This is a genomic window from Escherichia sp. WS547 (genome assembly GCF_046486065.1).
Lineage (GTDB): Bacteria > Pseudomonadota > Gammaproteobacteria > Enterobacterales > Enterobacteriaceae > Escherichia > Escherichia coli.
Window position 1 is genome coordinate 1 of record NZ_JBJQMA010000036.1, and the last position, 21,901, is coordinate 21,901.

The 21,901-nt window shown below is 52.8% G+C and carries 18 protein-coding genes, 1 pseudogene and 1 riboswitch; of the genes and pseudogenes, 12 read left to right on the forward strand and 7 right to left on the reverse strand.

Going from position 1 to position 21,901, the window contains the following annotated elements; translation table 11 throughout:
- The 10 genes and pseudogenes from tuf to ACJHWK_RS22370 form a co-directional block, all read left to right on the forward strand.
- Positions 1–130: pseudogene (gene tuf / locus ACJHWK_RS22325) on the forward strand (elongation factor Tu); the annotation flags it as partial.
- Between the two features lie 229 nt (positions 131–359).
- Positions 360–743, forward strand: coding sequence for a preprotein translocase subunit SecE (secE, locus tag ACJHWK_RS22330; RefSeq protein ID WP_001275702.1), 384 nt, complete (start codon positions 360–362; stop codon positions 741–743).
- A 1-nt stretch (position 744) separates the two neighbouring features.
- Positions 745–1,290: a transcription termination/antitermination protein NusG gene (gene nusG, locus ACJHWK_RS22335; RefSeq protein ID WP_001287516.1), complete on the forward strand. Its 546-nt coding sequence runs from the start codon at positions 745–747 to the stop codon at positions 1,288–1,290.
- Between the two features lie 158 nt (positions 1,291–1,448).
- Complete coding sequence (rplK, locus tag ACJHWK_RS22340) at positions 1,449–1,877, forward strand: 50S ribosomal protein L11 (RefSeq protein WP_001085926.1); 429 nt, start codon at positions 1,449–1,451, stop codon at positions 1,875–1,877.
- 3 nt (positions 1,878–1,880) lie between these two features.
- Positions 1,881–2,585 carry a 50S ribosomal protein L1 gene (gene rplA, locus ACJHWK_RS22345; protein ID WP_001096684.1) on the forward strand — a complete coding sequence of 235 codons (705 nt, stop codon included), beginning with the start codon at positions 1,881–1,883 and terminating at the stop codon, positions 2,583–2,585.
- A 412-nt stretch (positions 2,586–2,997) separates the two neighbouring features.
- Complete coding sequence (gene rplJ / locus ACJHWK_RS22350) at positions 2,998–3,495, forward strand: 50S ribosomal protein L10 (RefSeq protein ID WP_001207201.1); 498 nt, start codon at positions 2,998–3,000, stop codon at positions 3,493–3,495.
- Between the two features lie 66 nt (positions 3,496–3,561).
- The gene (gene rplL, locus ACJHWK_RS22355) at positions 3,562–3,927 is read left to right on the forward strand and encodes a 50S ribosomal protein L7/L12 (RefSeq protein ID WP_000028878.1); all 366 of its coding nucleotides are present in this window, start codon (positions 3,562–3,564) and stop codon (positions 3,925–3,927) included.
- A gap of 319 nt (positions 3,928–4,246) precedes the next feature.
- Entirely contained in the window at positions 4,247–8,275 is a 4,029-nt protein-coding gene (gene rpoB / locus ACJHWK_RS22360) for a DNA-directed RNA polymerase subunit beta (protein WP_000263098.1), read from the forward strand.
- Positions 8,276–8,351: 76 nt separating this feature from the next.
- Positions 8,352–12,575: a DNA-directed RNA polymerase subunit beta' gene (gene rpoC, locus ACJHWK_RS22365; protein WP_000653944.1), complete on the forward strand. Its 4,224-nt coding sequence runs from the start codon at positions 8,352–8,354 to the stop codon at positions 12,573–12,575.
- A gap of 212 nt (positions 12,576–12,787) precedes the next feature.
- A complete protein-coding gene (locus ACJHWK_RS22370; RefSeq protein ID WP_001306870.1) occupies positions 12,788–13,327 on the forward strand; it encodes a heat-shock protein C in 540 nt (179 codons plus the stop codon).
- A 409-nt stretch (positions 13,328–13,736) separates the two neighbouring features.
- Here ACJHWK_RS22370 and thiH read toward each other — a convergent pair whose 3' ends face one another.
- From thiH to rsd, 7 genes are all read right to left on the reverse strand, one after another.
- Positions 13,737–14,870 (reverse strand): 2-iminoacetate synthase ThiH, encoded by a 1,134-nt coding sequence (thiH, locus tag ACJHWK_RS22375; RefSeq protein ID WP_020232894.1) that lies wholly within the window; start codon positions 14,868–14,870, stop codon positions 13,737–13,739.
- Positions 14,867–15,637 carry a thiazole synthase gene (thiG, locus tag ACJHWK_RS22380; RefSeq protein ID WP_000944114.1) on the reverse strand — a complete coding sequence of 257 codons (771 nt, stop codon included), beginning with the start codon at positions 15,635–15,637 and terminating at the stop codon, positions 14,867–14,869. The genes thiH and thiG overlap by 4 nt, the downstream gene beginning before the upstream one ends.
- A gap of 1 nt (position 15,638) precedes the next feature.
- A complete protein-coding gene (gene thiS / locus ACJHWK_RS22385; protein ID WP_001166230.1) occupies positions 15,639–15,839 on the reverse strand; it encodes a sulfur carrier protein ThiS in 201 nt (66 codons plus the stop codon).
- The gene (gene thiF / locus ACJHWK_RS22390; RefSeq protein ID WP_001522120.1) at positions 15,823–16,578 is read right to left on the reverse strand and encodes a thiazole biosynthesis adenylyltransferase ThiF; all 756 of its coding nucleotides are present in this window, start codon (positions 16,576–16,578) and stop codon (positions 15,823–15,825) included. Before thiF ends, thiS begins: the two co-directional genes overlap by 17 nt.
- A complete protein-coding gene (gene thiE, locus ACJHWK_RS22395) occupies positions 16,571–17,206 on the reverse strand; it encodes a thiamine phosphate synthase (RefSeq protein ID WP_000284606.1) in 636 nt (211 codons plus the stop codon). Before thiE ends, thiF begins: the two co-directional genes overlap by 8 nt.
- Complete coding sequence (thiC, locus tag ACJHWK_RS22400; protein ID WP_001522121.1) at positions 17,206–19,101, reverse strand: phosphomethylpyrimidine synthase ThiC; 1,896 nt, start codon at positions 19,099–19,101, stop codon at positions 17,206–17,208. Before thiC ends, thiE begins: the two co-directional genes overlap by 1 nt.
- Positions 19,102–19,181: 80 nt before the next feature.
- Positions 19,182–19,282: riboswitch (TPP riboswitch) on the reverse strand.
- Positions 19,283–19,333: 51 nt separating this feature from the next.
- Positions 19,334–19,810: a sigma D regulator gene (rsd, locus tag ACJHWK_RS22405; protein ID WP_000934302.1), complete on the reverse strand. Its 477-nt coding sequence runs from the start codon at positions 19,808–19,810 to the stop codon at positions 19,334–19,336.
- A 94-nt stretch (positions 19,811–19,904) separates the two neighbouring features.
- On the opposite strand from rsd, the gene nudC reads away from it, so the two are divergent.
- Both nudC and hemE read left to right on the forward strand, forming a co-directional pair.
- Positions 19,905–20,678, forward strand: coding sequence for an NAD(+) diphosphatase (nudC, locus tag ACJHWK_RS22410; RefSeq protein WP_001522122.1), 774 nt, complete (start codon positions 19,905–19,907; stop codon positions 20,676–20,678).
- Between the two features lie 39 nt (positions 20,679–20,717).
- Positions 20,718–21,782 carry a uroporphyrinogen decarboxylase gene (gene hemE, locus ACJHWK_RS22415; RefSeq protein WP_000137657.1) on the forward strand — a complete coding sequence of 355 codons (1,065 nt, stop codon included), beginning with the start codon at positions 20,718–20,720 and terminating at the stop codon, positions 21,780–21,782.
- The last annotated feature ends 119 nt before the right edge of the window (positions 21,783–21,901 follow it).

Consider the following 21,901-nt stretch of genomic DNA (forward strand, 5'->3'; position numbering starts at 1 on the left):
GCCGGGCGACAACATCAAAATGGTTGTTACCCTGATCCACCCGATCGCGATGGACGACGGTCTGCGTTTCGCAATCCGTGAAGGCGGCCGTACCGTTGGCGCGGGCGTTGTAGCAAAAGTTCTGAGCTAATTGCCGATAACATTTGACGCAATGCGCACTAAAAGGGCATCATTTGATGCCCTTTTTGCACGCTTTCGTACCAGAACCTGGCTCATCAGTGATTTTCTTTGTCATAATCATTGCTGAGACAGGCTCTGTTGAGGGCGTATAATCCGAAAAGCTAATACGCGTTTCGATTTGGTTTGCCTCGCGATCGCGGGGTGAAAATGTTTGTAGAATACTTCTGACAGGTTGGTTTATGAGTGCGAATACCGAAGCTCAAGGAAGCGGGCGCGGCCTGGAAGCGATGAAGTGGGTCGTTGTGGTGGCATTGCTCCTGGTAGCGATTGTCGGCAACTACCTTTATCGCGACATTATGCTGCCGCTGCGTGCGCTGGCCGTAGTAATTCTGATTGCTGCAGCGGGTGGTGTCGCGCTGTTAACGACAAAAGGTAAAGCTACCGTTGCTTTTGCCCGTGAAGCGCGTACCGAAGTCCGTAAGGTCATTTGGCCGACTCGCCAGGAAACATTGCACACCACGCTGATTGTGGCTGCGGTTACCGCAGTAATGTCACTGATCCTGTGGGGACTGGATGGTATTCTGGTTCGCCTGGTATCCTTTATCACTGGCCTGAGGTTCTGAGATGTCTGAAGCTCCTAAAAAGCGCTGGTACGTCGTTCAGGCGTTTTCCGGTTTTGAAGGCCGCGTAGCAACGTCGCTGCGTGAGCATATCAAATTACACAACATGGAAGATTTGTTTGGTGAAGTCATGGTACCAACCGAAGAAGTGGTTGAAATCCGTGGCGGTCAGCGTCGCAAAAGCGAACGTAAATTCTTCCCTGGCTACGTCCTCGTTCAGATGGTGATGAACGACGCGAGCTGGCACCTGGTGCGCAGCGTACCGCGTGTGATGGGCTTCATCGGCGGTACTTCCGATCGTCCTGCACCAATCAGCGATAAAGAAGTCGATGCGATTATGAACCGCCTGCAGCAGGTTGGTGATAAGCCGCGTCCGAAAACGCTGTTTGAACCGGGTGAAATGGTCCGTGTTAATGATGGTCCGTTCGCTGACTTCAACGGTGTTGTTGAAGAAGTGGATTACGAGAAATCTCGTCTGAAAGTGTCTGTTTCTATCTTCGGTCGTGCGACCCCGGTAGAGCTGGACTTCAGCCAGGTTGAAAAAGCCTAACCCAGCGATCAAAAAAGCGGCGATTTAATCGTTGCACAAGGCGCGAGATTGGAATACAATTTCGCGCCTTTTGTTTTTATGGGCCTTGCCCGTAAAACGATTTTTTATATCACGGGGAGCCTCTCAGAGGCGTTATTACCCAACTTGAGGAATTTATAATGGCTAAGAAAGTACAAGCCTATGTCAAGCTGCAGGTTGCAGCTGGTATGGCTAACCCGAGTCCGCCAGTAGGTCCGGCTCTGGGTCAGCAGGGCGTAAACATCATGGAATTCTGCAAAGCGTTCAACGCAAAAACTGATTCCATCGAAAAAGGTCTGCCGATTCCGGTAGTAATCACCGTTTACGCTGACCGTTCTTTCACTTTCGTTACCAAGACTCCGCCGGCAGCAGTTCTGCTGAAAAAAGCGGCTGGTATCAAGTCTGGTTCCGGTAAGCCGAACAAAGACAAAGTGGGTAAAATTTCCCGCGCTCAGCTGCAGGAAATCGCGCAGACCAAAGCTGCCGACATGACTGGTGCCGACATTGAAGCGATGACTCGCTCCATCGAAGGTACTGCACGTTCCATGGGCCTGGTAGTGGAGGACTAAGAAATGGCTAAACTGACCAAGCGCATGCGTGTTATCCGCGAGAAAGTTGATGCAACCAAACAGTACGACATCAACGAAGCTATCGCTCTGCTGAAAGAACTGGCGACTGCTAAATTCGTAGAAAGCGTGGACGTAGCTGTTAACCTCGGCATCGACGCTCGTAAATCTGACCAGAACGTACGTGGTGCAACTGTACTGCCGCACGGTACTGGCCGTTCCGTTCGCGTAGCCGTATTTACCCAGGGTGCAAACGCTGAAGCTGCTAAAGCTGCAGGTGCTGAACTGGTAGGTATGGAAGATCTGGCTGACCAGATCAAGAAAGGCGAAATGAACTTTGACGTTGTTATTGCTTCTCCGGATGCAATGCGCGTTGTTGGCCAGCTGGGCCAGGTTCTGGGTCCGCGCGGCCTGATGCCAAACCCGAAAGTGGGTACTGTAACGCCGAACGTTGCTGAAGCGGTTAAAAACGCTAAAGCTGGCCAGGTTCGTTACCGTAACGACAAAAACGGCATCATCCACACCACCATCGGTAAAGTGGACTTTGACGCTGACAAACTGAAAGAAAACCTGGAAGCTCTGCTGGTTGCGCTGAAAAAAGCAAAACCGACTCAGGCGAAAGGCGTGTACATCAAGAAAGTTAGCATCTCCACCACCATGGGTGCAGGTGTTGCAGTTGACCAGGCTGGCCTGAGCGCTTCTGTAAACTAATGCCTTTACGTGGGCGGTGATTTTGTCTACAATCTTACCCCCACGTATAATGCTTAATGCAGACGTATATCCGAGATATTCGGGTTGTGGCAAGGCGGCAACTGAGTGAGTCGGCAGGAGCATAGCTAACTATGTGACTGGTGCGAATGAAGGAAGCCAACGCCGCCACAAGCTGAATAGCGACGGATAGAAAAGATTTGTTCGTTGGAGCCTGGCCTATCCAGGCCTCCGTCGAAGACCGCAGGAGTTTCGCAAGAAACTTAATCCCCTGCGTAGACGGTGACAGAACGCTAAGATTATTCTTTTATATTCTGGCTTGTTTCTGCTCACCGTAATTAAGACGCTCTCTCCGTTTGGAGGAGTGAAGTGAGTTCCAGAGATTTTCTCTGGCAAACATCCAGGAGCAAAGCTAATGGCTTTAAATCTTCAAGACAAACAAGCGATTGTTGCTGAAGTCAGCGAAGTAGCCAAAGGCGCGCTGTCTGCAGTAGTTGCGGATTCCCGTGGCGTAACTGTAGATAAAATGACTGAACTGCGTAAAGCAGGTCGCGAAGCTGGCGTATACATGCGTGTTGTTCGTAACACCCTGCTGCGCCGTGCTGTTGAAGGTACTCCGTTCGAGTGCCTGAAAGACGCGTTTGTTGGTCCGACCCTGATTGCATACTCTATGGAACACCCGGGCGCTGCTGCTCGTCTGTTCAAAGAGTTCGCGAAAGCGAATGCAAAATTTGAGGTCAAAGCCGCTGCCTTTGAAGGTGAGCTGATCCCGGCGTCTCAGATCGACCGCCTGGCAACTCTGCCGACCTACGAAGAAGCAATTGCACGCCTGATGGCAACCATGAAAGAAGCTTCGGCTGGCAAACTGGTTCGTACTCTGGCTGCTGTACGCGATGCGAAAGAAGCTGCTTAATCGCAGTTATCTTTTTAACGCATTCGCTTACGTATAAACTTATTCTGATATTCAGGAACAATTTAAATGTCTATCACTAAAGATCAAATCATTGAAGCAGTTGCAGCTATGTCTGTAATGGACGTTGTAGAACTGATCTCTGCAATGGAAGAAAAATTCGGTGTTTCCGCTGCTGCTGCTGTAGCTGTAGCTGCTGGCCCGGTTGAAGCTGCTGAAGAAAAAACTGAATTCGACGTAATTCTGAAAGCTGCTGGCGCTAACAAAGTTGCTGTTATCAAAGCAGTACGTGGCGCAACTGGCCTGGGTCTGAAAGAAGCTAAAGACCTGGTAGAATCTGCACCGGCTGCTCTGAAAGAAGGCGTGAGCAAAGACGACGCAGAAGCACTGAAAAAAGCTCTGGAAGAAGCTGGCGCTGAAGTTGAAGTTAAATAAGCCAACCCTTCCGGTTGCAGCCTGAGAAATCAGGCTGATGGCTGGTGACTTTTTAGTCACCAGCCTTTTTGCGCTGTAAGGCGCCAGTAGCGTTTCACACTGTTTGACTACTGCTGTGCCTTTCAATGCTTGTTTCTATCGACGACTTAATATACTGCGACAGGACGTCCGTTCTGTGTAAATCGCAATGAAATGGTTTAAGCGTGATAGCAACAGGCATTGCGGAAAGTGTTCCATTTTCCGGTCAACAAAATAGTGTTGCACAAACTGTCCGCTCAATGGACAGATGGGTCGACTTGTCAGCGAGCTGAGGAACCCTATGGTTTACTCCTATACCGAGAAAAAACGTATTCGTAAGGATTTTGGTAAACGTCCACAAGTTCTGGATGTACCTTATCTCCTTTCTATCCAGCTTGACTCGTTTCAGAAATTTATCGAGCAAGATCCTGAAGGGCAGTATGGTCTGGAAGCTGCTTTCCGTTCCGTATTCCCGATTCAGAGCTACAGCGGTAATTCCGAGCTGCAATACGTCAGCTACCGCCTTGGCGAACCGGTGTTTGACGTCCAGGAATGTCAAATCCGTGGCGTGACCTATTCCGCACCGCTGCGCGTTAAACTGCGTCTGGTGATCTATGAGCGCGAAGCGCCGGAAGGCACCGTAAAAGACATTAAAGAACAAGAAGTCTACATGGGCGAAATTCCGCTCATGACAGACAACGGTACCTTTGTTATCAACGGTACTGAGCGTGTTATCGTTTCCCAGCTGCACCGTAGTCCGGGCGTCTTCTTTGACTCCGACAAAGGTAAAACCCACTCTTCGGGTAAAGTGCTGTATAACGCGCGTATCATCCCTTACCGTGGTTCCTGGCTGGACTTCGAATTCGATCCGAAGGACAACCTGTTCGTACGTATTGACCGTCGCCGTAAACTGCCTGCGACCATCATTCTGCGTGCCCTGAACTACACCACAGAGCAGATCCTCGACCTGTTCTTTGAAAAAGTTATCTTTGAAATCCGTGATAACAAGCTGCAGATGGAACTGGTGCCGGAACGCCTGCGTGGTGAAACCGCATCTTTTGACATCGAAGCTAACGGTAAAGTGTACGTAGAAAAAGGCCGCCGTATCACTGCGCGCCACATTCGCCAGCTGGAAAAAGACGACGTCAAACTGATCGAAGTCCCGGTTGAGTACATCGCAGGTAAAGTGGTTGCTAAAGACTATATTGATGAGTCTACCGGCGAGCTGATCTGCGCAGCGAACATGGAGCTGAGCCTGGATCTGCTGGCTAAGCTGAGCCAGTCTGGTCACAAGCGTATCGAAACGCTGTTCACCAACGACCTGGATCACGGCCCGTATATCTCTGAAACCTTACGTGTCGACCCAACTAACGACCGTCTGAGCGCACTGGTAGAAATCTACCGCATGATGCGCCCTGGCGAGCCGCCGACTCGTGAAGCAGCTGAAAGCCTGTTCGAGAACCTGTTCTTCTCCGAAGACCGCTATGACCTGTCTGCGGTTGGTCGTATGAAGTTCAACCGTTCTCTGCTGCGCGAAGAAATCGAAGGTTCCGGTATCCTGAGCAAAGACGACATCATTGATGTTATGAAAAAGCTCATCGATATCCGTAACGGTAAAGGCGAAGTCGATGATATCGACCACCTCGGCAACCGTCGTATCCGTTCCGTTGGCGAAATGGCGGAAAACCAGTTCCGCGTTGGCCTGGTACGTGTAGAACGTGCGGTGAAAGAGCGTCTGTCTCTGGGCGATCTGGATACCCTGATGCCTCAGGATATGATCAACGCCAAGCCGATTTCTGCAGCAGTGAAAGAGTTCTTCGGTTCCAGCCAGCTGTCTCAGTTTATGGACCAGAACAACCCGCTGTCTGAGATTACGCACAAACGTCGTATCTCCGCACTCGGCCCAGGTGGTCTGACCCGTGAACGTGCAGGCTTCGAAGTTCGAGACGTACACCCGACTCACTACGGTCGCGTATGTCCAATCGAAACCCCTGAAGGTCCGAACATCGGTCTGATCAACTCCCTGTCTGTATACGCGCAGACTAACGAATACGGCTTCCTTGAGACTCCGTATCGTAAAGTGACCGACGGTGTTGTAACTGACGAAATTCACTACCTGTCTGCTATCGAAGAAGGCAACTACGTTATCGCCCAGGCGAACTCCAACCTGGATGAAGAAGGCCACTTCGTAGAAGACCTAGTAACTTGCCGTAGCAAAGGCGAATCCAGCTTGTTCAGCCGCGACCAGGTTGACTACATGGACGTATCCACCCAGCAGGTGGTATCCGTCGGTGCGTCCCTGATCCCGTTCCTGGAACACGATGACGCCAACCGTGCATTGATGGGTGCGAACATGCAACGTCAGGCCGTTCCGACTCTGCGTGCTGATAAGCCGCTGGTTGGTACTGGTATGGAACGTGCTGTTGCCGTTGACTCCGGTGTAACTGCGGTTGCTAAACGTGGTGGTGTCGTTCAGTACGTGGATGCTTCCCGTATCGTTATCAAAGTTAACGAAGACGAGATGTATCCGGGTGAAGCAGGTATCGACATCTACAACCTGACCAAATACACCCGTTCTAACCAGAACACCTGTATTAACCAGATGCCGTGTGTGTCTCTGGGTGAACCGGTTGAACGTGGCGACGTGCTGGCAGACGGTCCGTCCACCGACCTCGGTGAACTGGCGCTTGGTCAGAACATGCGCGTAGCGTTCATGCCGTGGAATGGTTACAACTTCGAAGACTCCATCCTCGTATCCGAGCGTGTTGTTCAGGAAGACCGTTTCACCACCATCCACATTCAGGAACTGGCGTGTGTGTCCCGTGACACCAAGCTGGGGCCAGAAGAGATCACCGCTGACATCCCGAACGTGGGTGAAGCTGCGCTCTCCAAACTGGATGAATCCGGTATCGTTTACATTGGTGCGGAAGTAACCGGTGGCGACATTCTGGTTGGTAAGGTAACGCCGAAAGGTGAAACTCAGCTGACCCCAGAAGAAAAATTGCTGCGTGCGATCTTCGGTGAGAAAGCGTCTGACGTTAAAGACTCTTCTCTGCGCGTACCAAACGGTGTATCCGGTACGGTTATCGACGTTCAGGTCTTTACTCGCGATGGCGTAGAAAAAGACAAACGTGCGCTGGAAATCGAAGAAATGCAGCTCAAACAGGCGAAGAAAGACCTGTCTGAAGAACTGCAGATCCTCGAAGCGGGTCTGTTCAGCCGTATCCGTGCTGTGCTGGTAGCCGGTGGCGTTGAAGCTGAGAAGCTCGACAAACTGCCGCGCGATCGCTGGCTGGAGCTGGGCCTGACCGACGAAGAGAAACAAAATCAGCTGGAACAGCTGGCTGAGCAGTATGACGAACTGAAACACGAGTTCGAGAAGAAACTCGAAGCGAAACGCCGCAAAATCACCCAGGGCGACGATCTGGCACCGGGCGTGCTGAAGATTGTTAAGGTATATCTGGCGGTTAAACGCCGTATCCAGCCTGGTGACAAGATGGCAGGTCGTCACGGTAACAAGGGTGTAATTTCTAAGATCAACCCGATCGAAGATATGCCTTACGATGAAAACGGTACGCCGGTAGACATCGTACTGAACCCGCTGGGCGTACCGTCTCGTATGAACATCGGTCAGATCCTCGAAACCCACCTGGGTATGGCTGCGAAAGGTATCGGCGACAAGATCAACGCCATGCTGAAACAGCAGCAAGAAGTCGCGAAACTGCGCGAATTCATCCAGCGTGCTTACGATCTGGGCGCTGACGTTCGTCAGAAAGTTGACCTGAGTACCTTCAGCGATGAAGAAGTTATGCGTCTGGCTGAAAACCTGCGCAAAGGTATGCCAATCGCAACGCCGGTGTTCGACGGTGCGAAAGAAGCAGAAATTAAAGAGCTGCTGAAACTTGGCGACCTGCCGACTTCTGGTCAGATCCGCCTGTACGACGGCCGCACTGGTGAACAGTTCGAACGTCCGGTAACCGTTGGTTACATGTACATGCTGAAACTGAACCACCTGGTCGACGACAAGATGCACGCGCGTTCCACCGGTTCTTACAGCCTGGTTACTCAGCAGCCGCTGGGTGGTAAGGCACAGTTCGGTGGTCAGCGTTTCGGGGAGATGGAAGTGTGGGCGCTGGAAGCATACGGCGCAGCATACACCCTGCAGGAAATGCTCACCGTTAAGTCTGATGACGTGAACGGTCGTACTAAGATGTATAAAAACATCGTGGACGGCAACCATCAGATGGAGCCGGGCATGCCAGAATCCTTCAACGTATTGTTGAAAGAGATTCGTTCGCTGGGTATCAACATCGAACTGGAAGACGAGTAATTCTCGCTCAAACAGGTCACTGCTGTCGGGGTAAAACCCGGCAGCGGATTGTGCTAACTCCGACGGGAGCAAATCCGTGAAAGATTTATTAAAGTTTCTGAAAGCGCAGACTAAAACCGAAGAGTTTGATGCGATCAAAATTGCTCTGGCTTCGCCAGACATGATCCGTTCATGGTCTTTCGGTGAAGTTAAAAAGCCGGAAACCATCAACTACCGTACGTTCAAACCAGAACGTGACGGCCTTTTCTGCGCCCGTATCTTTGGGCCGGTAAAAGATTACGAGTGCCTGTGCGGTAAGTACAAGCGCCTGAAACACCGTGGTGTCATCTGTGAGAAGTGCGGCGTTGAAGTGACCCAGACTAAAGTACGCCGTGAGCGTATGGGTCACATCGAACTGGCTTCCCCGACTGCGCACATCTGGTTCCTGAAATCGCTGCCGTCCCGTATCGGCCTGCTGCTCGATATGCCGCTGCGCGATATCGAACGCGTACTGTACTTCGAATCCTATGTGGTTATTGAAGGCGGTATGACCAACCTGGAACGCCAGCAGATCCTGACTGAAGAGCAGTATCTGGACGCGCTGGAAGAGTTCGGTGACGAATTCGACGCGAAAATGGGTGCGGAAGCAATCCAGGCCCTGCTGAAGAGCATGGATCTGGAGCAAGAGTGCGAACAGCTGCGTGAAGAGCTGAACGAAACCAACTCCGAAACTAAGCGTAAAAAGCTGACCAAGCGTATCAAACTGCTGGAAGCGTTCGTTCAGTCTGGTAACAAACCAGAGTGGATGATCTTGACCGTTCTGCCGGTACTGCCGCCAGATCTGCGTCCGCTGGTTCCGCTGGATGGTGGTCGTTTCGCGACTTCTGACCTGAACGATCTGTATCGTCGCGTCATTAACCGTAACAACCGTCTGAAACGTCTGCTGGATCTGGCTGCGCCGGACATCATCGTACGTAACGAAAAACGTATGCTGCAGGAAGCGGTAGACGCCCTGCTGGATAACGGTCGTCGCGGTCGTGCGATCACCGGTTCTAACAAGCGTCCTCTGAAATCTTTGGCCGATATGATCAAAGGTAAACAGGGTCGTTTCCGTCAGAACCTGCTCGGTAAGCGTGTTGACTACTCCGGTCGTTCTGTAATCACCGTAGGTCCATACCTGCGTCTGCATCAGTGCGGTCTGCCGAAGAAAATGGCGCTGGAGCTGTTCAAACCGTTCATCTACGGCAAGCTGGAACTGCGTGGTCTTGCTACCACCATTAAAGCTGCGAAGAAAATGGTTGAGCGCGAAGAAGCTGTCGTTTGGGATATCCTGGACGAAGTTATCCGCGAACACCCGGTACTGCTGAACCGTGCACCGACTCTGCACCGTCTGGGTATCCAGGCATTTGAACCGGTACTGATCGAAGGTAAAGCTATCCAGCTGCACCCGCTGGTTTGTGCGGCATATAACGCCGACTTCGATGGTGACCAGATGGCTGTTCACGTACCGCTGACGCTGGAAGCCCAGCTGGAAGCGCGTGCGCTGATGATGTCTACCAACAACATCCTGTCCCCGGCGAACGGCGAACCAATCATCGTTCCGTCTCAGGACGTTGTACTGGGTCTGTACTACATGACCCGTGACTGTGTTAACGCCAAAGGCGAAGGCATGGTGCTGACTGGCCCGAAAGAAGCAGAACGTCTGTATCGCTCTGGTCTGGCTTCTCTGCATGCGCGCGTTAAAGTGCGTATCACCGAGTATGAAAAAGATGCTAACGGTGAATTAGTAGCGAAAACCAGCCTGAAAGACACGACTGTTGGCCGTGCCATTCTGTGGATGATTGTACCGAAAGGCCTGCCTTACTCCATCGTCAACCAGGCGCTGGGTAAAAAAGCAATCTCCAAAATGCTGAACACCTGCTACCGCATTCTCGGTCTGAAACCGACCGTTATTTTTGCGGACCAGATCATGTACACCGGCTTCGCCTATGCAGCGCGTTCTGGTGCATCTGTTGGTATCGATGACATGGTCATCCCGGAGAAGAAACACGAAATCATCTCCGAGGCAGAAGCAGAAGTTGCTGAAATTCAGGAGCAGTTCCAGTCTGGTCTGGTAACTGCGGGCGAACGCTACAACAAAGTTATCGATATCTGGGCTGCGGCGAACGATCGTGTATCCAAAGCGATGATGGATAACCTGCAAACTGAAACCGTTATTAACCGTGACGGCCAGGAAGAGAAGCAGGTTTCCTTCAACAGCATCTACATGATGGCCGACTCCGGTGCGCGTGGTTCTGCGGCACAGATTCGTCAGCTTGCAGGTATGCGTGGTCTGATGGCGAAGCCGGATGGCTCCATCATCGAAACGCCAATCACCGCGAACTTCCGTGAAGGTCTGAACGTACTCCAGTACTTCATCTCCACCCACGGTGCGCGTAAAGGTCTGGCGGATACCGCACTGAAAACTGCGAACTCCGGTTACCTGACTCGTCGTCTGGTTGACGTGGCGCAGGACCTGGTGGTTACCGAAGACGATTGTGGTACCCATGAAGGTATCATGATGACTCCGGTTATCGAAGGTGGTGACGTTAAAGAGCCGCTGCGCGATCGCGTACTGGGTCGTGTAACTGCTGAAGACGTTCTGAAGCCGGGTACTGCTGATATCCTCGTTCCGCGCAACACGCTGCTGCACGAACAGTGGTGTGACCTGCTGGAAGAGAACTCTGTCGACGCGGTTAAAGTACGTTCTGTTGTATCTTGTGACACCGACTTTGGTGTATGTGCGCACTGCTACGGTCGTGACCTGGCGCGTGGCCACATCATCAACAAAGGTGAAGCAATCGGTGTTATCGCGGCACAGTCCATCGGTGAACCGGGTACACAGCTGACCATGCGTACGTTCCACATCGGTGGTGCGGCATCTCGTGCGGCTGCTGAATCCAGCATCCAGGTGAAAAACAAAGGTAGCATCAAGCTCAGCAACGTGAAGTCGGTTGTGAACTCCAGCGGTAAACTGGTTATCACTTCCCGTAACACCGAACTGAAACTGATCGACGAATTCGGTCGTACCAAAGAAAGCTACAAAGTACCTTACGGTGCGGTACTGGCGAAAGGCGATGGCGAACAGGTTGCTGGCGGCGAAACCGTTGCAAACTGGGACCCGCACACCATGCCGGTTATCACCGAAGTAAGCGGTTTTGTACGCTTTACTGACATGATCGACGGTCAGACCATTACGCGTCAGACCGACGAATTGACCGGTCTGTCTTCGCTGGTGGTTCTGGATTCCGCAGAACGTACTGCAGGTGGTAAAGATCTGCGTCCGGCACTGAAAATCGTTGATGCTCAGGGTAACGACGTTCTGATCCCAGGTACCGATATGCCTGCGCAGTACTTCCTGCCGGGTAAAGCGATTGTTCAGCTGGAAGATGGCGTACAGATCAGCTCTGGTGACACCCTGGCGCGTATTCCGCAGGAATCCGGCGGTACCAAGGACATCACCGGTGGTCTGCCGCGCGTTGCGGACCTGTTCGAAGCACGTCGTCCGAAAGAGCCGGCAATCCTGGCTGAAATCAGCGGTATCGTTTCCTTCGGTAAAGAAACCAAAGGTAAACGTCGTCTGGTTATCACCCCGGTAGACGGTAGCGATCCGTACGAAGAGATGATTCCGAAATGGCGTCAGCTCAACGTGTTCGAAGGTGAACGTGTAGAACGTGGTGACGTAATTTCCGACGGTCCGGAAGCGCCGCACGACATTCTGCGTCTGCGTGGTGTTCATGCTGTTACTCGTTACATCGTTAACGAAGTACAGGACGTATACCGTCTGCAGGGCGTTAAGATTAACGATAAACACATCGAAGTTATCGTTCGTCAGATGCTGCGTAAAGCTACCATCGTTAACGCGGGCAGCTCCGACTTCCTGGAAGGCGAACAGGTTGAATACTCTCGCGTCAAGATCGCAAACCGCGAACTGGAAGCGAACGGCAAAGTGGGTGCAACTTACTCCCGCGATCTGCTGGGTATCACCAAAGCGTCTCTGGCAACCGAGTCCTTCATCTCCGCGGCATCGTTCCAGGAGACCACTCGCGTGCTGACCGAAGCAGCCGTTGCGGGCAAACGCGACGAATTGCGCGGCCTGAAAGAGAACGTTATCGTGGGTCGTCTGATCCCGGCAGGTACTGGTTACGCGTACCACCAGGATCGTATGCGTCGCCGTGCTGCGGGTGAAGCTCCGGCTGCACCGCAGGTGACTGCAGAAGACGCATCTGCCAGCCTGGCAGAACTGCTGAACGCAGGTCTGGGCGGTTCTGATAACGAGTAATCGTTAATCCGCAAATAACGTAAAAACCCGCTTCGGCGGGTTTTTTTATGGGGGTAGTTTAGGGAAAGAGCATTTGTCAGAATATTTAATGAATTTCTGGATACTCATAATCAATGTAGAGATGACTAATATCCTGAAACTGACTGAACTAATTGAGTCAAGCTCGGCAAGAATTCGATACTATTCCTGTGTGACTTTCTTAAGGAACGATAATGAAACAGGAAGTGGAGAAGTGGCGACCTTTTGGACATCCGGATGGTGATATTCGTGATTTATCATTTCTTGATGCTCATCAGGCTGTCTACGTTCAGCATCATGAGGGCAAAGAGCCTTTAGAGTATCGCTTCTGGGTTACCTACTCTCTTCACTGCTTCACAAAAGATTATGAACATCAGACTAACGAAGAAAAACAATCGTTAATGTACCACGCGCCTAAAGAATCTCGTCCCTTCTGCCAGCACCGTTATAACTTAGCGCGCATACACTTAAAAAGAACCATTTTGGCGCTGCCAGAAAGCAACGTTATTCATGCTGGGTATGGTAGCTATGCCGTGATTGAAGTGGATTTAAACGGAGGAGACAAGGCATTTTACTTTGTTGCGTTCAGGGCTTTCAGGGAAAAGAAAAAACTTCGTTTGCATGTAACTAGCGCTTATCCCATTTCTGAAAAACAGAAAGGTAAATCAGTGAAATTTTTCACCATTGCCTACAACTTATTGAGAAATAAGCAGCTTCCTCAGCCCTCAAAATAACAAAACCCACCTTAAGGTGGGTTTCGCCAGAGAATTATCTCTGGTATTCAGAACGCCATTACCGGACTTTGCCTTGACCTTGCGATAATCGCAGGTTGCGGGATGTCTGAATTTCTTCAGTCTGCTGCATCCTGGAAGATGAGAACATGTGTTCTTATTTTCGTCTCTATCATAGTTGAGTATTTACTCTCTTACAATCAGATCTCTTTCATTGCTCAACAGGCGATGGCTTCAGACTTTGCATTACGGAATTTTTAAGAAAGGCAGGGCGAAACGAGGAAGAAGCTTTTCGCCCTGGACAACATTCCTGCTGACGGCACTACCATAAAAAAACACAACGCTTTCAACAACCTTGCGTTTTTCATCTTCCGTAGCGGCTCGGAATAAATTTACGTTCTTACATTCTGTCTCATGGCCTTTGCGAGGCGCGTCCCAGATAGCTGTCCCAGTCTTTCCATACCGGCTGCAAACCCTGAGCAGTTAACGCGGCAGCAACCGCTTCCGGTCTGCGACCGTCGTGCGGTGAGAACTGTTCCAGCTCGGGGTGATTGTCGGCATAGCCACCTGGCTGCGTTTTCGAAAAAGCGCTGACGTTATTAATTGCCAGCGGAATCACGCGATCGCGAAACCACGGTGATTCCCGCGTGGAGAGTGACAGTTCAATCTCCGGTGCAAGCAGCCGGAAGGCGCAGATGGTTTGCACTAACTGGCGTTCATCCATAATCGACGCAGGCTCAATGCCGCCAGTACATGGACGCAGGCGTGGGAAGGAGACAGAGTAGCGGCTTTGCCAGTAATGCTGTTGCAGCCATAGCAAATGTTCTGCAACCATATAGCAGTCAACGCGCCAGCTGTCGGAAAGGCCAATTAGCGCGCCGAGGCCTATCTTATCAATCCCCGCACGGCCCAGCCGATCCGGCGTTTCCAGCCGCCAGAAGAAGTCCTGTTTTTTGCCTTTCAGATGGTGGCGGGCATAAGTCGCCTCGTGATATGTCTCCTGATAAACCATCACGCCATCCAGACCAAGTTGCTTTAACTCGGCGTATTCCGTCTCCGCCAGCGGCTGTACTTCCATCTGTAGTGAAGAGAACTGTTCACGCAGGGCAGGGAGATGACGACGAAAGTAATCCATCCCCACTTTCGCCTGATGTTCACCAGTGACTAAAAGCAGATGTTCAAAGCCCATCTCCCGTATAGCGGCGCTTTCCCTGGCAATATCCGCTTCATCCAGCGTTTTGCGCTTGATGCGGTTGCTCATAGAGAATCCGCAGTACGTGCAGTCGTTAGCGCAAAGATTGGAAAGATAAAGCGGGACGTAGAAGCTGACGACGTTGCCAAATCGCTGACGGGTCAGACGCTGCGCCCGTTGGGCCAGTGGTTCCAGATAGCCACTGGCGGCTGGCGATAACAGCGCCATCATATCGTCGCGGGTGAGTTGCGAGGCATTTAGCGCCCGCTCTACGTCAGCAGCCGTTTTGCCGTTGATACGCAGGCGGATGTCGTCCCAGTCCAGTTGTCGCCAGCGATCGCTGAAGGTTTTCATGCCGATGCCTCCAGAAATCCGGTCAGCGGGCTGGTGGCATGAGCAAAATGACTGCGGCTGCCCGGTCCGGACTGACGTGCCAGCAGGCCTGCTTCTACTGCCAGACGAAATGCCTTCGCCATGTTGACGGGATCGTCCGCGATGGCAATCGCCGTATTCACTAACACCGCGTCGGCCCCCATTTCCAGCGCCTGCGCGGCATGGCTGGGAACGCCGATGCCAGCGTCGACAACCACCGGAACCGTGGCTTGCTGGATAATAATCTCCAGCATGGCACGGGTTTCCAGTCCCTGATTCGAGCCAATCGGCGCGCCGAGCGGCATCACCGCTGCACAGCCGACTTCTTCCAGACGTTTACACAATACCGGATCGGCCCCGCAGTAAGGCAGCACGACAAATCCCTGTTGTACCAGCGTTTCGGCGGCTTTCAGGGTTTCGATGGGATCGGGCAACAGCCAGCGGGCGTCAGGGTGAATCTCTAATTTTAACCAGTTTGTGCCTAACGCTTCACGTGCCAGATGGGCGGCGAAAATGGCTTCTTCCGCTGTTTTCGCCCCGGATGTATTCGGTAGCAGGGTCACACCCGCCGCGATAAGCGGTTCGAGGATAGCGTCGTTGTGCTGGCGCAAGTCGACACGTTTCATCGCCAGCGTCACCAGTTGGCTGCCGGAAGCGCGAATAGACTCCACCATCAGTTGTGATGAGGCGAATTTCCCGGTGCCGGTAAACAGATGTGAATCAAACGTTTTGTCCGCAATACGTAACATCTCAACCCCCTGCAATAACCTGAAAAAGCAGGATCTGGTCGCCATCCTGCACGATATGTTGCGCCCACTGCTCACGCGGGACGATTTGCTGATTAATCGCCAGAGCCGCGCCCGCTTGTCGTTGGTCGAGTTGCTCCAGTAGTTCGTGAACCGTTTGCCCGGCGGCGCACTGCATCGGTTGATCGTTAAACAGGATCTGCATTGCTTCCTCCGCATACCGGGCAACCACTGGCGCGGCGCAACGCCAGGCTGCGCCACTGGCTCGACTTACCGTCGAACAGTCGGAGTTCTCCCGCAGGCGTCTCTATACCGCTCAATAACTTAATGGCTTCCAGTGCCTGCAAAGTGCCCATAACCCCGACCACCGGGCCAACCACGCCCGCTGTGCGGCAGTTGCGTTTAGGCTCCTGGTTATCTGGCCACAGGCAGCGGTAACACCCCTGCTCCCAGGGCGGCGTCAGTACCATCAACTGACCGCCAAATCCGACCGCGCTGGCGGTGATAAGCGGCGTGTTGAGTGCCACGCAGGCGGCATTAATCTCCTGGCGAGTCGCCATATTGTCGGTACAGTCGAGCACCACATCGGCCCGTGCTACCGCATCTTTTAACGCCTCACCCGTTAACCGTTGTTGTAGTGCCGTCAGTTGAATGTCGGGATTCAACTGTGTCAGTCGCTGTTGGCTGACCTGCGATTTCGGGCGATCGATATCTTCAGTGGTAAAGAGGATTTGTCGTTGCAGATTGCTTAAATGCACATCGTCGTCATCTGCCAGTACCAGCGTCCCGACGCCAGCGCCCGCCAGGTACAGCGCAGCAGGTGTCCCCAGCCCGCCAAGACCAATAATCAGCACCTGGCTGTCGAGCAGTTTTTGCTGCCCGTCAAGAGCGATATCGTCGAGCAGGATTTGGCGGCTATAACGCATAAAGTCACGGTCATTCATCGCCAACTCCTGCAATTTCCAGCAACTGTGCCGTTGCCAAACGCCAGTCTGCGGCTTGAGTAATGGCGCTGACAACGGCGATACTGCCGACCCCCGTCGCCATTACCGCTGGCGCGCGCGGCAGACTGATACCGCCAATCGCCACGGTGGGATAATCCGCCAGGCGCTCAACATGCCGTGCCAGCTGTTCCAGCCCCTGCGGTGCGGAAGGCATCTGTTTGGTTTGCGTCGGGAACACATGTCCCAGCGCGATATAAGAAGGACGTGCTGCCAGCGCGACGTCGATTTCCATATCATCATGTGTCGAAACGCCCAGCCGCAGACCAGCCGCGCGGATGGCGCTGAGATCGGTGGCTTGCAAATCTTCCTGCCCCAGATGGACGCCATATGCCTGATGCTTGATCGCCAGCCGCCAGTAATCGTTGATAAACAATCGCGCGTTATAGCGGCGGCCCAGCGCAATTGCCGCCACGACATCGGCTTCCACCTCTTCATCGCGCCGATCTTTGATGCGTAGCTGGAGAGTACGCACGCCTGCATCCAACAGACGTTCGATCCACTGTACGCTGTCCACCACCGGGTACAGTCCTAAACGAAAAGGTACAGGAGGAAAATCAGGCTGATACATCACGCTTCCTCCTTACGCAGGTAGATTTCTCCGCCTCTGGCGCGGAAGTTCTCCGACATATCCGCCATTCCCACTTCAATGGTTTGCGCGGCGGCGTAATCACGCACTTCCTGGCTAATTTTCATCGAGCAGAATTTCGGCCCACACATGGAGCAAAAATGGGCGACTTTACCGGACTCTTGCGGCAGGGTTTCATCGTGATAAGCGCGGGCAGTAAACGGGTCGAGGGCCAGATTAAACTGGTCTTCCCAGCGAAATTCGAAGCGGGCTTTCGACATGGCGTTATCGCGAATTTGCGCGCCCGGATGCCCTTTCGCCAGGTCAGCGGCGTGGGCGGCAATCTTATAGGTGATAAGCCCCTGCTTAACATCTTCTTTATTAGGCAGACCCAGATGCTCTTTTGGCGTTACGTAACAGAGCATCGCGCAGCCAAACCAGCCAATCATCGCCGCACCAATCCCCGACGTGAAGTGGTCATAGCCCGGCGCAATATCGGTAGTTAGCGGCCCCAGAGTGTAAAACGGCGCTTCGTGGCAGTGCTCTAACTCCTCGGTCATATTGCGGCGGATCATCTGCATCGGCACGTGACCTGGGCCTTCAATCATCACCTGTACGTCATATTCCCAGGCGATTTTGGTCAGTTCACCCAGCGTATGCAGCTCGGCAAACTGCGCTTCATCGTTGGCGTCCTGAACAGAACCGGGGCGCAGACCGTCGCCCAGCGACAGCGAAACGTCATAAGCGGCACAGATTTCACAAATTTCGCGGAAGTGTTGATAGAGGAAATTTTCCTGATGATGGGAGAGGCACCATTTCGCCATAATCGAACCGCCGCGAGAGACGATACCAGTCAGGCGTTTCGCGGTCATCGGTACATAGCGCAGCAGTACGCCCGCATGGATAGTGAAGTAATCCACACCTTGCTCGGCCTGTTCCAGCAGCGTGTCGCGGAACGCTTCCCAGGTAAGATCTTCGGCGATCCCGTTAACCTTCTCCAGCGCCTGGTAGATCGGCACTGTACCAATCGGCACTGGGCTGTTACGCAAAATCCACTCGCGGGTTTCGTGAATATAGCGACCGGTGGAGAGATCCATCACCGTATCCGCTCCCCAGCGCGTGGACCATACCAGCTTTTCCACTTCTTCTTCGATGGAAGAGGTGACCGCCGAGTTGCCGATATTGGCGTTAACTTTTACCAGGAAATTGCGACCAATAATCATCGGCTCCGATTCCGGATGATTAATGTTGGCCGGGATAATCGCACGTCCGGCAGCAACTTCATCACGGACAAATTCCGCGGTGATATTTTCCGGCAGACGTGCGCCAAAGCTCATTCCCGGATGCTGGTGGCGCAAAACTTCGCTACGTATGCGCTCGCGACCCATATTCTCGCGGATGGCGATGAATTCCATTTCCGGTGTGATGATGCCCTGGCGGGCGTAGTGCAGTTGGGTGACGCGGCGTCCTGCTTTGGCGCGTTTTGGCGTTAATAAGCCGCTAAAACGTAGCTCGTCGAGGCCATCATCTGCCAGTCGCGCTTTAGTGTAATCGGAACTGCGCACGGTAAGTTCTTCGGTATCGCCGCGCGCATCGATCCACGGCTGGCGTAGTTTTGCCAGTCCTTGCTGCACGTTAATGGCGATCTGCGGATCACCATACGGGCCGGAGGTGTCGTAGACTGGAATCGCTTCGTTTTCTTCAAACTGCGGCTGTTCTTTGCTACCGCCAATTAGCGTCGGGCTAAGCTGGATCTCACGCATCGGCACGCGCACGCCGGGTTGTGTGCCAGTGATATAAATGCGTTTTGAGTTGGGAAAGGCGGTGCCTTCCAGGGTGTCGATAAAATGTTGGGCCTGGGCGCGTTGTTCGCGGCGGGTCAGTTTTGTTGCAGACATAGCTCATTCCAAAAAGTTAAGGACGTGGCTTGTCAGACGACGGATGAAGCAAGAGACGATCGCCGCAAAGGCGATGCGATAGCAGATTAACTCTTGTTCCCTTCGCAGGTATTAGCCTGATCAGGTTCCGCGGATCCCGAATAAACGGTCTCAGCCAGTTAAGGCACTCCGACAAGAAATTAGCCCCACAAACGGGGCGTTGAATGTAAATTACGCGTTAACAGCGCAGAACTCAAGCAGGATGTTTGACGCGGGCGGCGTCAAGTACCAGCAGAATCAACTTATCTTCCAGCACGAAGCGTGCTTCCAGCGCCTCGCCGATGTCAGATAAAACCTGTTGAAACTCAAGGTAATTATCATGATCGATGGCGGTTTCCAGGCTGGAATCGTAGTAATCCATAATCTGTTGGGTATTGGCTTCGAGTTGCGGCCAAATCTTCGCGGCGCGCGCGAGTTGCCCGTTGCCTTCCAGCTTATGAAGAATGCGCTCATAAATACTGAAATGTCCGGCAGACAAGTAATCGACCAGGCTCTGACAAAAATCATCAAGGGCTTTTTCGTTTAGCCTCATGTACGATTCTTTGCCAGGCTTAATGCCAACCAGATTGTAGTAAGCCACGAGCAGATGCTTACGTACATGTAGCCAGCGATCAACCAGTTTGTTACTTCCTCTGACGCGCTCCGTCAGGTTATCGAGCTGGTTAAGCATGATTGACTCCGCAAGTTTGTATTCAAAAACTGCTCAGTGAGAAATGTAAAAACCATGTTAAACATGCCAGTGATGCAAAGGTAGTGCAAGAGCTATGGATCGTATAATTGAAAAATTAGATCACGGCTGGTGGGTCGTCAGCCATGAACAAAAATTATGGTTGCCGAAGGGAGTATTGCCATATGGCGAAGCGGCAAATTTCGATCTTGTGGGTCAGCGCGCACTACAAATCGGCGAATGGCAGGGGGAACCTGTTTGGTTAGTACAACAGCAGCGGCGTCACGATATGGGGTCGGTACGTCAGGTCATTGATCTCGATGTTGGGCTGTTTCAACTGGCCGGACGAGGCGTACAACTGGCGGAGTTTTACCGATCGCATAAATACTGTGGTTACTGCGGGCATGAAATGTATCCGAGCAAAACCGAATGGGCGATGCTGTGCAGCCATTGCCGTGAGCGTTACTATCCGCAAATCGCCCCCTGCATTATTGTTGCCATCCGTCGCGATGATTCGATCCTCCTCGCCCAGCATACCCGCCATCGTAACGGTGTCCATACGGTACTTGCCGGATTCGTCGAAGTGGGCGAAACCCTCGAGCAGGCAGTCGCGCGGGAAGTGATGGAAGAGAGCGGAATTAAAGTTAAAAACTTGCGTTATGTGACTTCCCAGCCGTGGCCGTTTCCTCAGTCTTTAATGACCGCGTTTATGGCGGAATACGACAGCGGCGACATCGTGATCGACCCGAAAGAATTGCTCGAGGCGAACTGGTATCGCTATGACGATTTGCCGTTACTCCCGCCGCCCGGCACCGTAGCGCGCCGTCTGATAGAAGATACGGTGGCGATGTGTCGGGCAGAGTATGAGTGATGATACACTGACCGCCTGACGCACTAAGGAACAGCCAAAATGACCGAACTTAAAAACGATCGTTATCTGCGGGCGCTGCTGCGCCAGCCCGTTGATGTCACTCCAGTATGGATGATGCGCCAGGCGGGTCGCTATCTACCGGAATATAAAGCCACGCGCGCCCAGGCGGGCGATTTTATGTCGCTGTGCAAAAACGCCGAGCTGGCGTGCGAAGTGACTTTGCAACCGCTGCGTCGCTACCCGCTGGATGCGGCGATCCTCTTTTCCGATATCCTCACCGTCCCGGACGCGATGGGGTTAGGGCTCTATTTTGAAGCCGGAGAAGGTCCGCGTTTTACCTCGCCAGTCACCTGCAAAGCTGACGTCGATAAACTGCCAATTCCGGACCCGGAAGATGAACTGGGGTACGTGATGAACGCGGTGCGTACCATTCGTCGCGAACTGAAAGGCGAAGTGCCGCTGATTGGTTTTTCCGGCAGCCCGTGGACGCTGGCGACCTACATGGTGGAAGGCGGCAGCAGCAAAGCGTTCACCGTGATCAAAAAAATGATGTATGCCGATCCGCAGGCGCTGCACGCTCTACTCGATAAACTGGCGAAAAGCGTCACTTTGTATCTGAATGCGCAGATTAAAGCCGGTGCTCAGGCTGTGATGATTTTCGACACCTGGGGCGGCGTGCTTACCGGGCGCGATTATCAACAGTTCTCGCTTTATTACATGCATAAAATTGTTGATGGTTTACTGCGTGAAAACGACGGTCGCCGCGTACCGGTCACGCTGTTTACCAAAGGCGGCGGACAGTGGCTGGAAGCCATGGCAGAAACCGGTTGCGATGCGCTGGGCCTCGACTGGACAACGGACATCGCCGATGCGCGCCGTCGCGTGGGCAATAAAGTCGCGTTGCAGGGTAATATGGATCCGTCGATGCTGTACGCGCCGCCAGCCCGCATTGAAGAAGAAGTAGCGACTATACTTGCAGGTTTCGGTCACGGCGAAGGTCATGTCTTTAACCTTGGTCACGGCATTCATCAGGATGTGCCGCCAGAACATGCTGGCGTGTTTGTGGAGGCAGTGCATCGGTTATCTGAACAGTATCACCGCTAAGAGCCTGGTCCATCAGGCTATTTTATTTGCCATTTTGAGGCCGGGCAGTGCTCAAAATCCTCACGTACTACGTGTACGCTCCGGTTTTTCCGCGCTGTCCGGCCTCAAACTGCCTTCAA